The sequence below is a fragment of the Flavobacterium sp. genome (genome assembly GCF_036782315.1).
Lineage (GTDB): Bacteria > Bacteroidota > Bacteroidia > Flavobacteriales > Flavobacteriaceae > Flavobacterium.
On the sequence record NZ_DAIPZK010000015.1, the window covers coordinates 1 to 19,551 of the forward strand.

A 19,551-nucleotide genomic window follows, 5' to 3' on the forward strand; every position below is an offset into this window, starting at 1 on the left:
ACTGTTCACTGGATTTTAAGTCCAGCGTGTCTACCAATTCCACCACTCGAGCATTGGTTTAGAGCGAAAAACGGGGCTCGAACCCGCGACCTCAACCTTGGCAAGGTTGCGCTCTACCAACTGAGCTATTTTCGCATTGCGTTTTTAAAGAACTTTGCTATACTTGTTCCGTATTGCGAGTGCAAATATAGAACATATTTTTATTCTTGCAAGCACTTTTTGAATAAAAATCAAAACTTTTTCAGAACTTTTCTTTAACCTTTTGATAACGAATCTTTTATTTTGAAATTATTTTTTCACCAACATTCGTTTTATTTCGTTCAACTTCATCAAAGCCTCTACGGGAGTCAATGTATTGATATCGATATTTACAATTTCTTTTTTAATTTCTTCTAAAAGCGGATCATCTAAATTAAAAAAACTCAATTGTAATTCATCACTTGCTGATTTAATTCCGGATAATTCTTCGCTTGAATGTCTTTTTTCTAATTGCTTTAATAGTTTTTGTGCTTTTTGAATTACAATTTGAGGCATTCCTGCCATTTTTGCTACGTGAATACCAAAACTATGCGCACTTCCGCCTTTCACTAATTTACGAATAAATAAAACCGTATCTTTTAATTCTTTTACCGAAACATTATAATTCTGAATTCTATCAAACGTAACTTCCATTTCGTTTAATTCGTGATAGTGTGTAGCGAAAAGGGTTTTTGGTTTATTCGGATGTTCGTGCAAATATTCTGAAATCGCCCAAGCAATCGAAATTCCGTCATAAGTTGAAGTTCCTCTTCCAATTTCATCTAACAAAACCAAACTTCTTTCCGAAATATTATTCAAAATCGAAGCGGTTTCATTCATTTCCACCATAAAAGTAGATTCACCCATCGAAATATTATCGCTCGCTCCTACTCGGGTAAAAATTTTATCTACAATTCCCATTCTCACACTTTCTGCTGGAACAAAACTTCCCATTTGCGCCATTAATACAATTAAAGCCGTTTGACGCAAAATAGCCGATTTACCCGACATATTCGGACCGGTAATCATGATAATTTGTTGGGTTTCTCTGTCTAAATAAACATCATTAGAAATATACGGAACACCAACCGGTAATTGCTTTTCAATTACAGGATGACGACCATCTTTAATCTCCAAATCGAAACTTTCATCTAAATCTGGGCAGATGTATTTGTTATCAATCGCTAATTGCGTGAAAGACGTCAAACAATCCAATTGTGCAATTAAATTCGCGTTCAACTGAACATGTTTGATATACGTAGCAATCCAATTCACTAATTGCTCAAACAATTGTGTTTCTAATTGATGAATCTTTTCCTCAGCGCCTAAAATCTTAGATTCGTATTCTTTTAATTCTTCTGTAATGTAACGCTCAGCATTCACTAAGGTTTGCTTGCGAATCCATTCTGCTGGAACTTTATCTTTATGTGTATTTCGAACTTCTATGTAATAACCAAAAACATTATTAAAAGAAACTTTCAAAGAAGGAATTCCAGAAGCAGCACTTTCACGTTGTTCTAATTCTTCTAAATAACCTTTTCCCATTGATGAAATGGCTCTTAATTCATCTAATTCGGGATGAACTCCAACAGCAATTGCATTTCCTTTATTCACACTTACAGGAGCATCTTCTTGAATGGTGGTTTTTATTTTTTCTCTCAATAATTCACAAGCATGTAAACTATCACCAATAACTCGTAACGCTTCATTATCGCTACCTAATGCCAATGTTTTAATTGGAATAATCGCATCTAAGGAATCTTTCAAGAAATTGACTTCTCTTGGCGAAATTTTTCCTGTTGCTACTTTTGAAATCAAACGTTCTAAATCGGAAATTTGTTTGATTTGATATTGAATTTGTTGTAAAACTTCGGGATTGGTTTTCAAATAAGAAATCACTTCATGGCGACTTCTAATTTTTGCAATGTCTTTCAACGGAAGTGCCAACCAACGTTTCAAAAGCCTTGCTCCCATTGGTGAAAGCGTTTTATCAATCACATCTAAAAGCGTTACTGCATTTGGATTATAACTGTGATATAATTCTAAATTTCGAATGGTGAATTTATCCATCCAAACGTAAGCATCTTCGGCAATACGTTGAATGTTTGTGATATGTTGGATTTTATTATGTTGCGTTTCCGATAAATAATATAAAATAGCACCCGAAGCAATCAAACCTTCGGTTAATTCTTCCACACCAAAACCTTTTAATGAATTGGTTTGAAAATGTTTCGTCAAACTTTCTAAGGCATAATCTTCTTTATACACCCAATCTTCCAAAAAGAACGTATGAAAATCGTCACCAAAAACAGTATGAAACTGATTTTTAAACTGTTTCGGAATTAAAATTTCACTCGGGCGAAAGTTTTGCAACAATTTATCGATGTATTCTTCATTACCTTGGGCTACTAAAAATTCGCCTGTTGACACATCTAAAAATGAAACACCAACCATTTTCTTCCCAAAATGAACCGATGCTAAAAAGTTATTCGACTTCGACTGTAACACCTCATCATTCATGGAAACTCCGGGCGTGACTAATTCAGTAACACCACGTTTTACAATGGTTTTTGTCATTTTTGGATCTTCCAATTGGTCGCATATCGCTACTCGAAGTCCTGCTTTAACCAATTTAGGTAAATACGTATTTAAAGAATGATGTGGAAATCCTGCCAACGCTGTTTCACTATCACTTCCAGCACCACGCTTGGTTAGCGTAATACCTAAAATTCCTGCGGCACGAACAGCATCTTCTCCAAAAGTTTCATAAAAATCACCCACACGAAACAACAAACACGCATCGGGATATTTGTTTTTTATCTCGTTGTATTGCTTCATTAAAGGTGTTTCCTTGGGTGCTTTATCGGGAGCTGCTGCAGATTTCTTAGCCACAATTTCAAATTTTAAGTATGATTGCGAAGGTAATAATTTCAAAGACAATGACAATATCAATTTCAAAAATCAAGTTTTAAAGTTTTATAATTAATCTTTATTTTTGCCACATGAGAAAATTAGCCAACGCAGAATTAGAACGCAAAAACATCAACGAGTTTAAAGAAGCTCAAAAAACACCCATTATTGTAATCTTAGACGACATCAGAAGTTTACACAATATTGGTTCGGTTTTTAGAACTTCGGATGCTTTTTTGATTGAAAAGATTTATTTGTGTGGCATTACGGCTACTCCGCCTAATAAAGAAATTCACAAAACAGCTCTTGGTGCTACTGAAACTGTGACTTGGGAATATGCAAAAGACGTTTTAGCTGTAGTGAAGCAATTGAAACAAGAAAATGTAAAAGTGTATTCTGTGGAGCAAACCGAGAATGCCATTATGTTGGATGATTTTCAACCTGAAACCAATACAAAATACGCTTTAATTTTTGGAAACGAAGTAAAAGGTGTTTCGCAAGAGGCTATTAATTTAAGCGATGGTGTTATTGAAATTCCCCAATTAGGAAGTAAACATTCGTTGAATATTTCGGTGAGTGCTGGAATTGTGATTTGGGATTTGTTTCAGAAGATGAAATAATTTTTCAGAACACTGATTGAAGAAATTAAATAAATTTTTAAAATCTGTAGAAATCCGTTTAATCTGTGTTACAAAATCAATTTTTAATCTTGGTATTAATTTCATTCAACAAAAAAACATAATCCTCCTGTTTCTTCACAAAATCCAAATCAGAAACATCGATAATCAACACATTCAAATCGGTTTGAGTTTTGATGTAATCTAAATAACCTTGATTGATTTTCTCTAAATAATCTGCTGGAATTTCTTGTTCGTAACTTCTGCCACGTTTTTTGATGTTTTCCAACAATCTTTCGGTATTTTGGTACAAATACACATACAAATCAGGTTTTGGCATTTCTTTGTGGATGATGTCAAACATGGTTTTGTATAAACGGTATTCGTCTTCTTGAAGCGTTACTTTAGCAAAAATCAACGATTTAAAAATGTGATAATCCGCTACTACAAAGTCTTTGAACAAATCAAATTGCGCTAAATCGTCTGATAATTGTTGGTATCTATCAGCTAAAAACGACATTTCTAAAGGAAACGCGTATCGACTTTGGTCTTTGTAAAACTTTGGTAAAAACGGATTATCTGCAAAGCGTTCTAAAACTAATTTCGCATTGCAATCTTCTGATAATTTAGTTGACAATGTGGTTTTCCCAGCGCCAATATTTCCTTCAATGGCTATATAATTGAATTGCTGTAATTGTAATTTTTCAATTGGAGAAACTATGGAATGAACGGCTTTAATTTCGCTTTTGTCATCTGTTTGTAGTACTAGTTGTGCAATAGATTTCTTTAAAGTAGGATGTTCCCAATTCAAACCTAAATCCAACATAGGTTGCAACACAAACTTGCGATTTTGCATTAATGGATGCGGAATTTGGAGATTTTCGGTCAAAATAATTTCTTCATCAAAAGCAATGATATCCACATCAATAATTCGAGCTTGATAACCAGAATCTTTAGAGCGAATTCGACCTAACTTCTTCTCTACTTTCAAAACCTGATTTAAAATTTTTTGAGCCGATTTTGTCGTATGAATTAAAATAGCAGCGTTATAAAAAGGAGCACTTTCAAAACCCCAAGCTGGTGTTTCATAAATTTTAGAAATCTTCACCACAGTTGCTACTTCACTATGAATCAAATCAATACAAGATTGAATCGTTTCTAAACGATTACCCTGATTACTTCCTAGAGATAAAACGACTTGATGTTGACTCATATTGGCAAAATAACAAACAATTTTAGACTTCTAATTTACCTTTTTGGTTTTTTTATGAACATGTAACAATTTTATGGTTTTAACTACTAATATGGTAAATTAAAATGAAATTGAAATGAGATTTTTAGGAAATGTATTAGCTACAATTGTAGGGATATTTATTTTTTGCATGATTTTTTTCTTCGGGATTATCATTATTGGCGCCATAGCTGGTAGTGGCGAAGATACCGTTACCGTAAAAAAGAATTCGGTTATTGAATTAGATTTATCAAAAGTATCTTTGGATTACGCAGGAAAGACTAATTTTAAAGACTTTAATTATTTTGAAGCCCATCATGATGGGGTTACGGATATTTTAAATGCAATTGAAGCAGCAAAATCGGATGACAAAATTAAAGGTATTTCCATTTTGAATAATGAATCACAACTTGGTTTAGCGCAAAGTAAAGCGGTTCGTGACAAACTAGAAGATTTTAAAAAATCGGGGAAATTTGTTTATGCCTATGCCAACAGTTATTCACAAAAAGAATATTACATTAATTCGGTTGCTGATCAAGTATATTTGAATCCAATGGGAGAAGTGGATTTAAAAGGATTATCTGCTGAAATTTTATACATGAAAGACTTGCAAGAGAAAACAGGTGTAAAAATGGAAGTTATTCGTCATGGAAAATATAAAAGTGCCGTAGAACCTTTCTTAGCACAAGAAATGAGTCCAGAAAACCGCGAACAAATGTCGGTTTTATTAAATTCGGTTTGGAATACAATTGTCACTGATATTGCTGAAAGCAGAAAATTAACTGTGGCTCAACTTAATGCTATTGCAAATTCACTTGGCGCTCGTACTCCAGAATTAGCTTTAGCCAACAAATTAGTTGATAAAATAGCTTATGAAGACGAGTATCATGACATGATTAGAGCAAAACTAAAATTAGATAAAAAAGAAAAATATCAAATTGTTAGCATTACGGATTATGCAAAAAAAGCAGCTTCAACTGTTGAAGATTATTCTAAAAAAGATATTATTGCTATAATTTATGCTCAAGGTGAAATTGCTAGTGGTGAAGGCGATGTAAATGTAATTGGCGAAGGTTCTATCAAACGTTCCTTACAAGATGCACGTGAAGATAAAAATGTAAAAGCAATTGTATTAAGAGTAAACAGTCCTGGAGGAAGTGCTTTAACTTCTGAATTAATTTGGAGAGAAATTGAAATCACAAAAAAAACTAAGCCTGTTGTAGTTTCTATGGGGAACTATGCCGCCTCTGGAGGTTATTACATTGCAGCTAATGCGGATAGAATCTTCGCAGAACCAAATACAATTACAGGTTCTATTGGAGTTTTTGGAATGCTACCTAACATGAGCCAGTTAGGCAAAAATATCGGAATCAATGCTGAACAAGTAAAAACACACGAAAACGCAAGTGGATATAGTGTATTCGAACCAATTGACGAAAAATATAAAGGTTTTGTTTTAGAAAGCATCGAAAAAACCTATGCTACTTTCTTAAAACGTGTGGCTGATGGAAGAAAAATGACAACTCAACAAGTAGACGAAATTGCACAAGGAAGAGTTTGGACAGGAATTGACGCTCATAAACTTGGATTAGTTGACGAAATTGGAGGTTTAGATGCAGCCATCAAATACGCAGCTAAACTTGGAAAAACCACTTCTTACAGAACAGAAAACTTCCCTGAATACGAGAAGAGTTTTGAAGATTTATTAGCTAATTTCACTGGAATGGCGATGTTTAAAACTAAAGAACAATTATTAAAAGAACAACTTGGCGAAGAAGGTTTCCAAATGCTAGAACAAATCAAACGTGTGAAAAGCAGAAAAGGTATTCAAGCGATGATGCCTTACGAAATTGAGATTCATTAATAATTTACATTAAAATATGAAATCCCAAAAGCAACTTGTTTTTGGGATTTTTTTTATAAGTTTCACATAAAATTAATAGATTATAAAGCATTTGGTATTAATTTTGTATAGCTTACAATTATATTCACCCTAAAAATACAATTATGTTAAAGAAAATTTTAAAAGGACTTGGAATATTTCTTCTAGTAACCATTATCGCATTAGCTGCGGCACCCTTTTTATTTAAAGACAAAATCAAGGAAATGATTGCCAAAACGTTAAACGAAAATGTAAATGCCAATATTGCATTTGAAGATGTAGATTTAAGTCTATTTAAAAGCTTTCCAAAAGCTAATGTTACAATTGATAAATTAAGCATCATTAACAAAGCACCTTTTGCTGGCGATACGCTTTTGTATGCAGGCGAAACCAACATAACCATGAGTATTAAAGAACTTTTTAAAGGTGAAGGTGAAACCATGAGTTTAGAAAGTTTTAGTGCTGTAAACGGAATTGTAAATATTATTTTCAATAAAGATGGTGTAGGAAATTTTGATATTGCTCTTAAAGAAGCGGAAGAAAAAAAACCTTCTGACAGTAAACCTTTTTCTTTAGACATTCAAAAATATGGTGTTGAAAATTTGAAATTCAGCTATATCGATCAAGGTTCGAACATGAAAATGGTTTTAGACAGCATTTATCATGAAGGTAAAGGGAACTTTGCTGCTCAAAAATTGGATTTGGAAACCAAAACTACGGCTAAACTTTCTTTTGAAATGGAAAAAATGAACTACATGAACAATGTAGGAATTACTTTAGACGCTATTTTGGGAATTGATTTAGAAAAAAGCAAATACGAATTCAAAGACAACAAAGCCTTAATTAATCAATTACCATTAGAATTTAATGGATTTATACAAATGGCAGAAGCAGGTCAAACGTATGATTTAACTTTCAAAACACCAACATCTGATTTTAAAAACTTCCTTGGATTAGTACCTGCTGCTTATTCTGGCGATATCAACAAAGTAAAAACAACGGGGCAATTTTCTGTAGATGGAAAAGTAAAAGGAAATTTAACCGAAACAACGATACCAGCTTTTGATGTTAAAATTGCTTCTAGTAATGCATCATTCCAATATCCAGATTTACCAAAATCGGTTAAAAACATTGTGATTGATACTCATATTATCAACGAAACGGGAGCAATGAACGACACTTATGTAAATTTGAACAAACTTTCTTTTGCTATTGACCAAGACGTTTTTAATGCGAAAGCTAATATTAGAAACATTGCAACAAACGCTTTAGTGGATGCGGAATTAAAAGGAATTATCAACTTGGCAAACGTTACTAAAGCATATCCTGTAAAATTAGACAAACCGTTAACTGGAATTCTAAAAGCGGATGTAAAAACGAAATTCGACATGCAATCTGTTGAGAAAAGTCAGTATCAAAACATACAAAATTCAGGAACAATTAGTCTGACTGGATTTAATTACGAAGGTCCAGAAATGGCAAAACCTTTTAAAATTAATCAAGCGGATGTAGCTTTTAATCCGAACCATATCAACTTGAGCAAATTTGATGCAAAAACAGGTTCTTCTGATATTCAAGTGAATGGAACTTTAGATAATTTCTACGGATTCATGTTTAAAAACCAAATCTTGAAAGGAAAATTCAACATGAATTCAACTAAACTAGTAGTTTCTGATTTCATGGCACCAACAACCACTACTACAACAGATGGAAAAAAAACAACGGAAGCAGTTAAAATCCCTTCTTTCTTAGATTGTAGTATTTCGGCAAAAGCTGGAACGGTGGTTTATGACAATTTGAATTTGAAAGATGTTTCAGGAACTATGCTTATCAGAGATGAAGCGGTAACCCTAAACAATTTAAAAATGGGTGTTTTTGGTGGAAATATTGGTTTAACTGGAACCGTTTCAACCAAAGGAAATACTCCAAAATTTGATATGGATCTAGGTCTAAATGCCGTTAATATTGCCGAATCATTCACGCAATTAGACATGTTAAAATCGATTGCTCCAATTGCAGGTGTAATCAATGGAAAACTGAATTCGACCATTAAACTTTCGGGTGATTTACAAAACGATATGACACCAAATTTAAAAACGATTTCTGGAGATTTATTTGGGCAATTATTATCTACAACAGTTAATGAAAAGAATTCGGCTATGTTAACTACATTGAGTTCTAACTTAAAATTCATCGACTTAAATAAGCTTAATTTAAATGATATCAAAGCGGCTTTAACTTTCAAAGATGGGAAAGTAAACGTAAAACCTTTTGATATCAAATATCAAGATATCACAGTAAATGTTGGCGGAAGTCATGGTTTTGATCAAACAATGAATTACAATTTAAAATTTGATGTTCCAGTGAAATATTTAGGCACAGAAGTTAACAACTTAATTGCAAAATTAACGCCTGCTGACCAACAAAAAATTACAAGTATTCCAGTAACAGGATTGATGACAGGTAATTTTTCGCAACCTAAATTCAATACCGATTTAAAACAATCAACAACCAATTTGACTACACAATTGGTAAAAATGCAGAAAGAAAAATTAATAAATCAAGGAACATCAACCTTGACCAATATGCTTAATGGTACCAAAGCGAATACAACAGGAACCACAACAGCAACTGATACCACAAAACCTAAAACTACTCCAAAAGAGGAAATTAAAAACACCGTTAAAGATAAAGCAACCGGTGCTCTAAAAGATTTGTTTGGCGGAAAGAAGAAAAAAGATGAGTAATCTTGATAGAAAAACAAAACCCTTTCAAATTTGAAAGGGTTTTGTTTTACAAACTCATCTTCACCACATAACCTTCATACGTTCTTACGTTGAAAACGGTTCCGTCTTCAAAAAGCAAGTATTGTCCTTTAATTCCGGTTAGCGTTCCTGAAAAATTAAGTGTTTTATCTAAATTTAAACTCGTTACTTTTTTTGGATATTGTAAAACAGGAAAATCAAGTTGAATGATTTTTTCTTCGGTTGGAAAATAATCTTTTACTTCGACAGGCAACCAATCGAATACTTTATTGCGTTCAGCGCTTAAATCCATATCAGGCACTTCGTTTTTCAACATTTTTTGCCAATTGGTTTTATCAGAAAAATGGTTTTTCAAGGCAACTTCAGTAATTCCAGCTAAATATCTATTGGGCACTTCCACAATTGGAATGGCTTGCACAGCACCTTGGTCAATCCAACGAGTAGGAATTTGAGTTTTTCTTGTTACTCCCACTTTAACTTCGCTTGACAAGGCTAAATACACTACATGAGGTTGCAATTGTACGCGTTTTTCGTAGTCCAAATCACGATCTTCAATCTCTAAATGCGCAGTGCTTAATTCGGGTTTCATAATCCAATCGCCTACTGCTGGACTGCTCATAAAACAATCATAACAAAATCCTTGACGAAAAATTTTCTTGGCTTTACCACAATTTAAACATTGATAACCTTGAAATTCAATTGCTAATGATTTTCCTAAAAGTTGGTTTAGATTTAAAAAACTATTTTCAAAAACCAAGTAATATTGAATTGGATTTCCAAACTCCGTTTGCATTTTGGTAAGTGTGCCTTGATATATCATTTATGTTAAGATTTACTTTTTAGCCTTATTATTTAAAAAAAATGCTATTTTTGGTAAAGTTATTATTCCCATTTAATAATTCAAAATTAGAAGTAGGTAAATGCCATTACAAATTATAAATTCTGTAGCGACTTGGATTTTAAAGAAACGAATTCATCAAATGGAATTGTTTTTAAAATATCCGCATGAAGTACAAGAAGAATTACTTTTAAGCCTAATAAAATCTGCAGAGAATACACAAATAGGTAAAAAGTACGATTTTTCTACTATGAAAAATTATGGCACTTTTAGTGAGCGAATTCCTGTTTCTACTTATGAAGATTTAGAACCTTTGATTGAACTAACAAGACAAGGTGAACAAAATGTTTTTTGGAATTCCAATATCAAGTGGTTTGCAAAATCAAGTGGAACTACCAATGCAAAAAGCAAATTTATTCCTGTAAGCCCAGAAGCCTTGGAAAATTGTCATTACAAAGCCAGTAAAGACTTATTATGTTTGTACTTGAACAACAATGAAGATTCACAACTATTTACTGGAAAGAGTTTACGCTTAGGCGGAAGCAAGCAGTTGTATGAAGACAACAACACCTTCTTTGGCGATTTATCTGCAATTCTGATTGACAACATGCCTATTTGGGCAGAATTTAGTTCTACACCTTGCAACAAAACTTCATTAATGGGTGATTGGGAAACCAAACTACCAGCTATTATTAACGAAACCATTAATGAAAATGTCACCAGTTTAGCTGGCGTACCAAGTTGGATGCTTGTTTTACTCCAAAAAACTTTAGAAACTACTGGAAAATCAAACATGTTAGAACTTTGGCCTAATGCTGAAGTTTATTTTCATGGCGGTGTAAATTTTGATCCTTACAGAGAACAATACAAGAAATTATTTCCAAAAGACAATTTTAAATATTACGAAATTTACAATGCATCAGAAGGATTCTTTGCTATTCAAGATCAAAATGATTCCAACGAATTGTTATTAATGTTAGACTACGGAATTTTTTATGAATTTATTCCGATGGATACTTTTGGAACTCTAAATCAACGCGTTATTCGATTAAATGAGGTAGAATTGAATAAAAATTATGCTTTGGTCATTACTACTAACTCTGGTTTGTGGCGTTATTTAATTGGGGATACGATTCGTTTTACTTCTTTGAGTCCCTACCGAATTAAAGTTACCGGAAGAACAAAACATCATATTAATGTTTTTGGAGAAGAACTAATGGTTGAAAATACCGACACGGCTTTAACCAAAACTTGCAAAGAATTCAATTGTGAAATTACCGATTATACTGTTGCTCCCATTTTCATGAACGAAAAACAAAAAGGAGCGCACGAATGGATTATTGAATTTAAAACTAAACCTGATAATCTAGAAAACTTCAGAAAGGCATTAGATGAAAATTTACAAAATGTAAATTCGGATTACGAAGCAAAGCGTTATAATAATATGACTTTAAATCCGTTAGTACTAAATGTGGCCCGTGAAAACCTTTTTTATGATTGGTTAAAACAACAAGATAAATTAGGCGGACAACACAAAGTACCGCGACTTTCAAATGATAGAATATATTTAGAAAGTTTATTATCCTTACAATAAATATGAAGAAAATAATCCTTAGTTTTTTACTATTAGCCATTTTAGCCTTCACGTTTTCTTGTGGTCCAAGACGCTACAAATGCGGCCCGTATAGAAAATGCGAAAACAAGATAGAAAAAACTAAAAAACCATCAATATATAAGGCGTTAGTTAAAACATATGAGTGTTAAACTTATATTTTCACACTTTCATTAAAAAATCGATTTTTTGTAGATGCAATAAATCGATTTTTTTTGCATTTCATCGATTTTTAAGAAATTATCAACAATTTACCTTAACAAATATTTTTTTCACAAGAAATACCTTTATTTTTGCACTCGTTTTGAAGAATCATTAACACTTTACCCCTACAGCAAATAAATTTATGAAACCAAACAAAATTCTTATTTTAGTATTACTTTTAATAAGTATAACTTCATTTGGACAAGAGCCAAAACGTTCAGAAGGAGCAGAAGCAATTATCAACGCTATTAATAAAACCTCAAGAGGAGTTAGCTTTATTCTTAATGATACAGGAATCAATTCTGAGTTAAATGAAATTGGCACCACTTTTTTTAAAAATAAATACATCATCTTATCTAACAAAAAAAGAAGACATGCTGATGTAACTATAAATCCAATCACAAACACACCAAATAATAACTTATATTGTGTTGATATCAAAGAAGATGGTAGCTTATCATTCCCTTTATTATTCTCACAAACGTTGGATTCAGAAAACGAAGAAGGTTCTGTTAGCTTTTCATCTGATCAAAGAACCATTTTCTTTACTCAAGAAAACCCTAACAACAAACAAATTTTCACATTACACAAAGCAACTCTTAACGAGAAAGATCCAAAAAAATGGACAAACATTATGAATTTAAATGTTGTTCCAGAGGAATACTCAGTTGAAACTCCAAGTGTATCGCCTGATGGAAAGAAAATTTATATAGCTACAAATATTCCGGGCGGATTTGGTGGATTTGATATTTATGAAGCTACGATTGCAGAAGATGGAACTATAGGAAAACTAGTTAACTTAGGGCCGAATGTAAATACTGCTGCTGACGAAAAATATCCGTACATGTCTACAGATAACAAATATTTATATTTTTCTTCAAAAGGTCATATCAACTTAGGCGGCTACGATGTTTTTAGATCAGCTAATGTTGATAATTCATTTTTAGCAGCCATGAATTTAGGAACTGATTTAAATTCGAGAAGAGATGATGTGGCTTTTGTTATGACTTCTCCATCAAAAGGATATATTTCAACTGATAAAAAACAATCAGGAAATTTTGATATTTTAAAATTTGAAATTAAAAAACAAGAAAACTTACACTTCACTTACACTGTTGTAGAGGAAGTAACCAAAACAGCTTTACCAAACGCAACTGTTGTGGTAACAGACGAATTTGGAACAAAATTAGCTGAAACACACTCTGACAATAATGGTAAAATTAAATTAGCTTTAGAACCATTAAACAGATATAATGTGGAAGTTGTAAAAGATGGTTACGAAACTAAAAAATTAACTATTGCTACGGGCGACACCGATAAAAACATTGCTCTAACTCAGAAAAAAGCAGTTATTACTGAAGATGCAATTGTAATTGAAAATATTTATTTTGATTTCAATAAGTCAACAATAAAAAAAGAATCAGAATTATCTTTAAACAAAATTGTTGAAGTTCTTAAAAACAACACTACAATGAGTATTACAATTAATGCTCACACCGATAGCAAAGGTTCTGAATCGTACAATCAAGACTTATCTGAAAGCAGAGCACAAGCAGCTTACCAATATTTACTTAAAAAAGGTGTTTCTGCAACTCAATTAACTTATAAAGGTTTTGGTGAAAGTCAATTATTAGAAAAGTGCGAAAAATGTACTGCAAAACAAGACCAAACTAACCGAAGAGTTGAATTCAAAATCGTTAAATAATATTCTCTCTTAAATACAACTATAAAAAATGAAAAAAATCTCTCTAGTATTGGCCTTATCTACAATTGCATTATTAACATCTTGTTCAAGCGGTTGGAGTTGCAAAGCAAGGTATTGTCACACCAAACCAATTAAAACAATCGAGGAAAAGAAAAATGCTTAATCATAAAAAAGGTCGCCAATGGCGACCTTTTTACTTAACTTTATTTCGCTAAGAAACTGCTTTTAAACGTTGTAGTAAATTTTTACTTAAACTATTCTCAGCATATTCTTTTGTTACTTGCAAATGTTTATCGTCAGAACTTGGCAATTCGTACATAGCATCTGTTAAAATAGCTTCGCATAACGAACGTAAACCTCTTGCCCCAAGTTTATACTCTAAAGCTTTAGAAACGATATAATCCAAAGCTTCTTCTTCGATATCTAAAGTCACTTCATCCATTTCAAACAATTTTTTATATTGTTTTACTAAGGCATTTTTAGGCTCTGTTAAAATAGCTCTTAACGTTTCTGCATCCAAAGGATCCATGTGTGTTAAAACTGGTAAACGGCCAATAATTTCTGGGATTAATCCAAAATCTTTAACATCCTTTGGAATCAAATATTGCAACAAATTATCTTTATCAATATGGTCAGTTCCAATAGACGAACTATAACCCACTGCTTGTCTGTTCAAACGTTTTGAAATGATTCTTTCAATACCATCAAAAGCGCCACCAGCTATGAATAAGATATTTTGAGTATTGACTTCGACAAATTTTTGGTCCGGATGTTTTCTTCCTCCTTTAGGTGGTACGTTTACAACGGTTCCTTCTAACAATTTTAACAAAGCTTGTTGTACTCCTTCGCCCGAAACATCTCGGGTTATCGATGGGTTATCGCTCTTACGGGCAATTTTATCAATCTCGTCGATAAAAACGATACCTCTTTCGGCTTTGGCTACATCATAATCGGCAGCTTGCAACAAACGAGTTAAGATACTTTCTACATCTTCACCTACATAACCAGCTTCAGTTAAAACAGTTGCATCAACTATAGCCAAAGGAACATTCAACATTTTAGCAATGGTTTTTGCCACTAATGTTTTCCCTGTTCCAGTTTGTCCAACCATCAAGATATTACTTTTCTCTATCTCAACTTCGTCTTCTAATTGAATTTGCATCAAACGTTTGTAATGATTGTAAACCGCTACACTCATTACCTTTTTAGTTTGATCTTGTCCAATAACGTAGTCATCTAAAAACGCACGAATTTCTTTTGGTTTTAAAAGAATCAAATCAGCAACTAAATTAGAATTACCTGATTGTTTTAATTCTTCTAATACAATTCCGTGTGCTTGTTCGATGCATTTATCGCAAATATGCGCATTAATTCCTGCAATTAATAAATTAGTTTCAGGCTTTTTCCTTCCGCAGAATGAACACTCTAATACTTCTTTAGCCATTTTTTAGTGATTAGTAAAAAGTGATTAGTAAATAGCTTATCACTTTTTACTAATCACTAATTACTTTTTAAATTATCTTGTTAAAACCTCATCAATCATTCCATATTCTTTAGCTTCAGCTGCTTTCATCCAATAATCCCTTTCGCTGTCTTTATAAACTTTATCGTAAGGTTGTTTTGAATGATGTGAAATGATTTGATATAATTCTTCTTTTAATTTCAACATTTCTTTTAAGTTGATTTCCATGTCGGTTGCTACACCTTGTGCTCCTCCAGATGGTTGATGAATCATTACTCTAGAATGTGGTAAAGCAGAACGTTTTCCCTCTGCTCCTGCACACAGTAAAACTGCTCCCATAGAAGCCGCCATACCGGTACAAATAGTAGCCACATCAGGTTTTACGAATTGCATTGTATCGTAAATTCCTAATCCAGCATAAACACTTCCTCCAGGAGAATTGATATAAATACTGATATCTTTAGAAGCATCAACACTTTCTAAAAACAACAATTGCGCTTGAATAATGTTTGCTACATAATCATCAACTCCTGTTCCAAGGAAAATGATTCTATCCATCATCAAACGTGAAAAAACATCCATTGAAGCTACGTTTAATTGGCGTTCTTCGATAATATATGGCGTCATACTGCCAACGATTTTATCGTAATATAAACTATTTACACCGTGATGCTTAGTAGCATATTTCTTAAATTCTTTACCGTAATTCATAAATTAAGTTTAAAAGTTTATGAGATTATAAGTTTAAAAAGAAATCAAACTTAAACCCTTAATATTTTACAAAGTTCATGCCTATCTCTTTTCGTGACAAATTGTCTTGAAACAAAAAGCGCCAAAACTAGTTTGACGCTCAAAGATAATTATTTTTTGCGAGATATTATTCTCCGTACATTTCTTTGATGAATTGCTCGTAATTTACTTCTTTTGTTTTCGCTTTTACTTTTTCTTTGTAAAGACCTAACATTTTTTCACTCATTACTTGCTCTGATAAACGTTTTACCTCATCTTGGTTTGACATTACACGAGCAACAATTCCGTTAATTTCATCTTCAGATGGATTTAACTGACCAAATTGCGCCATTTGTTTCTTAATTAAATCTGCAGTATGCGCTTTTAAATCTTCGAAAGTGATTTGTAAATTGTTTTCAGCCATTACTTTACCTTCGATTAATTGGAAACGTAATCCTTTTTCAGATCTTGCATATTCTTCTTCAGCTTGTTCAGCAGTTAAAGGTGTTTCACCTACATTTTGAATCCATCTTTTTAAGAATTCAGCTGGTAAATCAAATTTTGTAGTTTCAATTAAAAACTCAGTAACATCATTTAAAAATTTTTGATCTGCTTGTTGCGCAAATTGTGCTTCAGCATCTTCTTTGATTCTAGCTTTTAAATCTTCAACTGAAGAAATAACGCCAGGTCCGAATAATTTATCAAATAATTCTTGGTTTAATTCTGCTTTTTCAATTGCATTGATTTCTTCAATAGTAAAATCAACATTGATATCTAAACCGTGAACATCATCATGACTTACTTTTAAGTAATCCATTAATTTGTGATCATCGTCAAATAAACCTTTAGTTCCGATAGTTACCACATCACCAACTTTTTTACCAATGAAAGCTTTGGTTACTTTTTTATCCGCAAAAATATCTAAACTAAAGTTAGCTGGAGCATTGATACCTTTTTCTTCGTTAGTAAAAGTTCCTCTTACTTCGTAATCAGCTTTAACTTCTGCTTGAGAAATTAATTTTCCGTATTGTTTTTGAATTCTTTCTACTTGGTCGTTCAACATTTTATCATCGGCAACAACATTAAATTTCGTAATGTTATTTTTAGCCGTTAAATCTACTGAGAATTGAGGTGCTAAACCTAATTCGAAATCAAAAGATAAATCATCATTATCCCAGTTGAAGTCTTCTGTTACTTTTGGAAGCGGATTACCAAGAATATCTAATTTCTCAGCTACTAAGTAATCGTTTAAAGACGATTGTAAAATTTTATTTACTTCATCTAACAATACTGCTTTACCATATTGTTTATGAATTAAACTCATTGGAACAGCTCCTTTTCTAAATCCCGGAATAGAAGCATTTTTTCTATAATCAGCTAATACTTTTTCTACTTTATCTGAATAATCTTCTTTAGTAATTGCTACAGTTACGATAGCATTTAAATCATCAACTTGCGTTTTTGTAATGTTCATTATTTCTTTTGTTTAAGTACCATAAAATTTGGGTTGCAAAATTATAGAATTTTTACAACCCAAACAAGTTTTTAATTTATTGAAATTCAATTCGCTAAAAATTAATCTTCACTAACAAAGATTTTATTTAAAATTGATTGTATTATTGATAACAAGACACTAAATAAAAGTGCATCCAAAAAACCATCCACACGAAATTCTACAATAAAATAATCACAAATTAAAATGATTATAGCATTGATTACCAACAAGAATAAGCCCAGTGTAAAAAAGGTTACTGGAATAGTAAGCAAGACTAAAATAGGTTTTAAAAATGCATTCAAAAGACCCAAAACCACAGCAACTAATAACGCTCCCGTTAAATCAGTCACATGGACTCCAGGCAAAAAATAAGACAATACAAAAACTACAATTGTGCTAATAAGAAGTTTAATAAGTAAATTCATTTTCGATTTTATTTAAAATTTAAAATTACAAAAAAAGGCATCAATAATGATGCCTTTTAAAACTATTTTTTAAAAACTTAGTTTGAACCTACAATATTAATTCCTGGGAAATTTGGCGCAGCATAAATAGGCAAATTAGCATTATAATGACGATTAATCACCTTAATAATTTCATTTGCAATAACTGCATAACCACGAGGATTAGGATGTACACCATCTAAAGAAAATAAAACAGTATTAGCTGTAGCAGCAGAGAAATAATTTGCAGTATAAATAGTTCCATCTTCTATTCTTAAACCACCTACAAGCTGATTCATGACAGCATTCATATCTGCAACTGCTAAATTTTTTGAAGCAGCAATTGAGCGAATTGAAGCATTATATGCAGCAGTCGCATTAGCAACTTTAGCTTTCTCATTAGCAGTTAAAACCCATTTATTAGCCATTGGATATGTAACTCCATTAATATTAACTCCTGCAGGAGCTGCAGCATTTACTGTTCCAATAACTGAAGAAGCTGGTAAAACTATCAAATCATCACGAGTTGCTTGACGTGCTTTACCAAATACTTGACCAAAAGCTGTTGCTGTTGCTAATCCTAATGTAGGTGTTAATGCTCCTGTAATTTGAGCTGATCTATCAGCAGCATCAACATCATAAATTAAAATTGGATTTGCTGCAGTTGAGGATAATAATTTTACTCTATTTGGCTCGCCATATGCAGAAAATATTTGACTTAAAGGTCCATATAATTGAGCATTCAAGGTAGCAATGTTAGTTGCTCCACCTAAAGCAGTTGGCGACAGTGGATTATAAGGAACAGTTGTAAAATAAGGAATTGAAGTTACACTAGGAACGGTACAAACAACTCCTTTTGCTCCATTAGAAGTTAAAGTTGTTATAATTGTATTGTAAACATTTGCAAAAACATTTGCATTTGTAATATCATTACCACCATAAGTCGCTGGATTTAAATTTCCAGTAGTATTATGATCTGCAGCTGCAGCTCCAGAAGAAGTAGTTCCTCCTGATGTTGCATAAGCTAAAACATCATTTGCCCCAATCCAATTAGTAAAAAAGGTTGGATTTTTTGACATTGCATCTCCTAAAACGGTAGCAGATGGAGAAGTTGCATGTCTAACAAAATAAGGGTTTGCTTGACCTAAAGACACCCCAGCTACATTTCCATAGCCTGACGCTAATAAATGGAACGATTTAGCTCCCGGCACTCCCATATTATTGTAAGCTGTAGCTTGTAGATTAGAAACTTCAATTGTTGGAGTTCCCACTATGTTTTCCGGACGACTTTCAGAAGCGTCAATAACCAAACGTGTTGTTCCAATTTGAATACCGCCTAACATTAGACCTCCTAAATTATTAACATCATCTGCATAAGATGGTTGTGTAAATTCTCCACCTCCCACTAATGCGAATTTTTGAGCTAGTAGATTAGGATAAGAATAGGTTTGCCCAACTCTTGATACAGTACCGTCCATATAACCTGCAGTTAATGAATTTCCGACTGCAACATATGTTGTAAAATCAGCTTCTCCAGCCGAATAATTTGCATCGACACTATTTTCAAATTCTGGCTCACATGAAGCAAAACCAGCAGCTAAAACAGCTAAATATATAAATTTATTTTTCATCTTTCAAAT

General features: G+C 32.6%; 14 protein-coding genes and 1 tRNA gene. 6 read left to right on the forward strand and 9 right to left on the reverse strand.

Translation table 11 applies throughout. From position 1 onward, the window contains the following. Positions 1 to 62: 62 nt before the first annotated feature. Both V7P59_RS11695 and mutS read right to left on the reverse strand, forming a co-directional pair. Positions 63 to 135 (reverse strand) — tRNA-Gly (locus V7P59_RS11695). A 153-nt stretch (positions 136 to 288) separates the two neighbouring features. Continuing rightward, complete coding sequence (mutS, locus tag V7P59_RS11700) at positions 289 to 2,856, reverse strand: DNA mismatch repair protein MutS (RefSeq protein ID WP_333810390.1); 2,568 nt, start codon at positions 2,854 to 2,856, stop codon at positions 289 to 291. 164 nt (positions 2,857 to 3,020) lie between these two features. Between mutS and V7P59_RS11705 the strand changes: the two genes are divergently transcribed. Next, on the forward strand, positions 3,021 to 3,548 hold the full coding sequence (locus V7P59_RS11705) for an RNA methyltransferase (RefSeq protein ID WP_333810333.1): 528 nt from the start codon (positions 3,021 to 3,023) through the stop codon (positions 3,546 to 3,548). 76 nt (positions 3,549 to 3,624) lie between these two features. Here V7P59_RS11705 and folK read toward each other — a convergent pair whose 3' ends face one another. Beyond that, a complete protein-coding gene (folK, locus tag V7P59_RS11710; RefSeq protein ID WP_333810334.1) occupies positions 3,625 to 4,758 on the reverse strand; it encodes a 2-amino-4-hydroxy-6-hydroxymethyldihydropteridine diphosphokinase in 1,134 nt (377 codons plus the stop codon). A gap of 115 nt (positions 4,759 to 4,873) precedes the next feature. Between folK and sppA the strand changes: the two genes are divergently transcribed. Beyond that, positions 4,874 to 6,640 (forward strand): signal peptide peptidase SppA, encoded by a 1,767-nt coding sequence (gene sppA / locus V7P59_RS11715; RefSeq protein WP_333810336.1) that lies wholly within the window; start codon positions 4,874 to 4,876, stop codon positions 6,638 to 6,640. A 143-nt stretch (positions 6,641 to 6,783) separates the two neighbouring features. Next, a complete protein-coding gene (locus V7P59_RS11720) occupies positions 6,784 to 9,405 on the forward strand; it encodes an AsmA-like C-terminal region-containing protein (protein WP_333810337.1) in 2,622 nt (873 codons plus the stop codon). A 46-nt stretch (positions 9,406 to 9,451) separates the two neighbouring features. Here the strand turns inward: V7P59_RS11720 and V7P59_RS11725 are convergent, their stop codons facing one another. Then, positions 9,452 to 10,243 (reverse strand): DUF2797 domain-containing protein, encoded by a 792-nt coding sequence (locus tag V7P59_RS11725; RefSeq protein WP_333810338.1) that lies wholly within the window; start codon positions 10,241 to 10,243, stop codon positions 9,452 to 9,454. A 100-nt stretch (positions 10,244 to 10,343) separates the two neighbouring features. Here V7P59_RS11725 and V7P59_RS11730 point away from each other — a divergent pair, with 100 nt between their 5' ends. The 3 genes from V7P59_RS11730 to V7P59_RS11740 all read left to right on the forward strand — a co-directional run bounded on the left by V7P59_RS11730 (position 10,344) and on the right by V7P59_RS11740 (position 13,945). Continuing rightward, the gene (locus V7P59_RS11730) at positions 10,344 to 11,855 is read left to right on the forward strand and encodes a GH3 auxin-responsive promoter family protein (protein WP_333810339.1); all 1,512 of its coding nucleotides are present in this window, start codon (positions 10,344 to 10,346) and stop codon (positions 11,853 to 11,855) included. Positions 11,856 to 12,219: 364 nt separating this feature from the next. Beyond that, complete coding sequence (locus tag V7P59_RS11735) at positions 12,220 to 13,782, forward strand: OmpA family protein (RefSeq protein WP_333810340.1); 1,563 nt, start codon at positions 12,220 to 12,222, stop codon at positions 13,780 to 13,782. A 28-nt stretch (positions 13,783 to 13,810) separates the two neighbouring features. Beyond that, positions 13,811 to 13,945: a hypothetical protein gene (locus tag V7P59_RS11740; protein WP_333810341.1), complete on the forward strand. Its 135-nt coding sequence runs from the start codon at positions 13,811 to 13,813 to the stop codon at positions 13,943 to 13,945. 48 nt (positions 13,946 to 13,993) lie between these two features. Here the strand turns inward: V7P59_RS11740 and clpX are convergent, their stop codons facing one another. The 5 genes from clpX to V7P59_RS11765 all read right to left on the reverse strand — a co-directional run bounded on the left by clpX (position 13,994) and on the right by V7P59_RS11765 (position 19,542). After that, positions 13,994 to 15,226 carry an ATP-dependent Clp protease ATP-binding subunit ClpX gene (clpX, locus tag V7P59_RS11745; protein ID WP_333810342.1) on the reverse strand — a complete coding sequence of 411 codons (1,233 nt, stop codon included), beginning with the start codon at positions 15,224 to 15,226 and terminating at the stop codon, positions 13,994 to 13,996. Between the two features lie 72 nt (positions 15,227 to 15,298). Continuing rightward, the gene (gene clpP / locus V7P59_RS11750; protein ID WP_333810343.1) at positions 15,299 to 15,955 is read right to left on the reverse strand and encodes an ATP-dependent Clp endopeptidase proteolytic subunit ClpP; all 657 of its coding nucleotides are present in this window, start codon (positions 15,953 to 15,955) and stop codon (positions 15,299 to 15,301) included. Positions 15,956 to 16,121: 166 nt separating this feature from the next. Beyond that, positions 16,122 to 17,447 (reverse strand): trigger factor, encoded by a 1,326-nt coding sequence (gene tig, locus V7P59_RS11755; RefSeq protein WP_333810344.1) that lies wholly within the window; start codon positions 17,445 to 17,447, stop codon positions 16,122 to 16,124. 101 nt (positions 17,448 to 17,548) lie between these two features. Further along, positions 17,549 to 17,893 carry a phage holin family protein gene (locus V7P59_RS11760; protein WP_333810345.1) on the reverse strand — a complete coding sequence of 115 codons (345 nt, stop codon included), beginning with the start codon at positions 17,891 to 17,893 and terminating at the stop codon, positions 17,549 to 17,551. A 77-nt stretch (positions 17,894 to 17,970) separates the two neighbouring features. Then, positions 17,971 to 19,542, reverse strand: coding sequence for an SGNH/GDSL hydrolase family protein (locus V7P59_RS11765; protein ID WP_333810346.1), 1,572 nt, complete (start codon positions 19,540 to 19,542; stop codon positions 17,971 to 17,973). Positions 19,543 to 19,551 lie beyond the last annotated feature (9 nt).

Coding starts and splice junctions, on each gene's coding strand:
- mutS (WP_333810390.1), bottom strand. CDS start 2,856: ATGAAGCAATACAACGAGATAAAAAACAAATATCCCGATGCGTGTTTG.
- V7P59_RS11705 (WP_333810333.1), top strand. CDS start 3,021: ATGAGAAAATTAGCCAACGCAGAATTAGAACGCAAAAACATCAACGAG.
- folK (WP_333810334.1), bottom strand. CDS start 4,758: ATGAGTCAACATCAAGTCGTTTTATCTCTAGGAAGTAATCAGGGTAAT.
- sppA (WP_333810336.1), top strand. CDS start 4,874: ATGAGATTTTTAGGAAATGTATTAGCTACAATTGTAGGGATATTTATT.
- V7P59_RS11720 (WP_333810337.1), top strand. CDS start 6,784: ATGTTAAAGAAAATTTTAAAAGGACTTGGAATATTTCTTCTAGTAACC.
- V7P59_RS11725 (WP_333810338.1), bottom strand. CDS start 10,243: ATGATATATCAAGGCACACTTACCAAAATGCAAACGGAGTTTGGAAAT.
- V7P59_RS11730 (WP_333810339.1), top strand. CDS start 10,344: ATGCCATTACAAATTATAAATTCTGTAGCGACTTGGATTTTAAAGAAA.
- V7P59_RS11735 (WP_333810340.1), top strand. CDS start 12,220: ATGAAACCAAACAAAATTCTTATTTTAGTATTACTTTTAATAAGTATA.
- V7P59_RS11740 (WP_333810341.1), top strand. CDS start 13,811: ATGAAAAAAATCTCTCTAGTATTGGCCTTATCTACAATTGCATTATTA.
- clpX (WP_333810342.1), bottom strand. CDS start 15,226: ATGGCTAAAGAAGTATTAGAGTGTTCATTCTGCGGAAGGAAAAAGCCT.
- clpP (WP_333810343.1), bottom strand. CDS start 15,955: ATGAATTACGGTAAAGAATTTAAGAAATATGCTACTAAGCATCACGGT.
- tig (WP_333810344.1), bottom strand. CDS start 17,447: ATGAACATTACAAAAACGCAAGTTGATGATTTAAATGCTATCGTAACT.
- V7P59_RS11760 (WP_333810345.1), bottom strand. CDS start 17,893: ATGAATTTACTTATTAAACTTCTTATTAGCACAATTGTAGTTTTTGTA.
- V7P59_RS11765 (WP_333810346.1), bottom strand. CDS start 19,542: ATGAAAAATAAATTTATATATTTAGCTGTTTTAGCTGCTGGTTTTGCT.